This window comes from Vasconcelosia minhoensis LEGE 07310, assembly GCF_015207255.1.
Classification (GTDB): Bacteria; Cyanobacteriota; Cyanobacteriia; order Phormidesmidales; family Phormidesmidaceae; genus Vasconcelosia; species Vasconcelosia minhoensis.
Window position 1 is genome coordinate 1 of sequence record NZ_JADEXG010000154.1, and the last position, 1,381, is coordinate 1,381.

The 1,381-nt window shown below is 60.1% G+C and carries 1 protein-coding gene; it reads left to right on the plus strand.

Annotated elements, in window-relative coordinates; all coding sequences use genetic code 11:
* The first annotated feature begins 9 nt into the window (after positions 1-9).
* Entirely contained in the window at positions 10-1,368 is a 1,359-nt protein-coding gene (locus IQ241_RS25225; RefSeq protein WP_322743806.1) for an IS4 family transposase, read from the plus strand.
* Positions 1,369-1,381 lie beyond the last annotated feature (13 nt).

Here is a 1,381-nt window from a genome sequence, read left to right on the forward strand (position 1 = left end):
AAAGCGAAGCTGACGTGGTTTAAAAAGGGAACATGTTCAACATGTTCCCTTTTTGTTTTGAGTCTGCTGCAAACCACCCTGAACGAGACGCTGGAGGCACTGCCTGCCAACGGGATAGCCGAGTTGAGCGCGTTGCTGGATCCGGCCTGGATAGAGCAAGCGCTGGCTGCCACAGGCAAAGCCTCCGTGCGCAGACGCAAGTTGCCTGCCGAACACGCTGTGTGGCTGGTCATTGGCCTGGCACTGTTTCGCCACATGCCGCTGTGGCAGGTGGTGCAGGAGATGGCGCTGACGCTCGATGGCAAAGAACTGCCCGCACCCAGCGCCAGTGTGCAGGCTCGCCAGCGGCTAGGTGCCCAGCCCATGGAACACTTGTTTGCCTTGCTCACCAATGCCTGGGGCCGTGCCCATGCGGTGCACACAGGAGATTTGCGCGTCTTGGCGGTCGATGGCGTGGTGTGGTCAACCCCAGACAGTGCAGACAACCGCCAAGCGCTGGGAAGCGGCCAGACGCAATACGGTCCCCAGCCTTGGCCCATGGTGCGCGCTGTCTGCCTGCTGGACACTGACAGCCATGAACTGCTTGATGCCCGATTGGGGGATTACAGCTGCGGCGAGCTGACACTGGCGGCTGGACTGCGTGGCCTGGATCACTCCATCACCTTGTTCGACCGTGCCTATTTCAGTGCGGCGTTCCTGCTGCAATGGAGTCAAGCGGGCCAGCAGCGCCATTGGCTCATGCGTGCCAAGGACAATCTGCGTCACGAGGTGGTGCAGACTTTGGGCCAAGGCGACTGGCTGATCCGCATGCCCGTATCGCCTCGCGCCAGACAACTGCACCCAGAAATGCCCTGTCATTGGCAGGCCCGGCTCATTGAGGTGAGCGTTGGAGGCAAGATCAGGCGGTTTATCACCTCAATGCTCGATCCTGAGCAGTTTGCCGCGAAGCCGCTGGCGCAGTTGTACCGTCAGCGCTGGGAGATCGAGCTGGGGTTTCGAGAGATCAAACAATCGCTGCAACAAGGGCAAGCTGTGTTGCGCAGCAAACACCCTGAGTTAGTCAAGCAGGAGGTCTGGGGCGTTCTGCTTGCCTACACGCTGCTCAGGCGTTGGATGCGTTTGATGGCAGAGCATGAAGGGGTTGCGCCGACCCGCATCAGCTTTCATACAGCTCGCCATGCCATCGTGGGAGCCATCAACACGGTGCATCTGGCGCGTGCGGGCACCTTGCCTGAACTCTTGCAGCGGCTGTTGATGCAAGCGCGCCACTTCGTACTTCCACCGCGCCGCGCCGATCGCTCATTCCCACGCGAGGTCAAGCGCTCTCGCAGCAAGTTCCCAACAAAAAAATGCCAGTCAGTGGCTTAACTGACTGGCATTG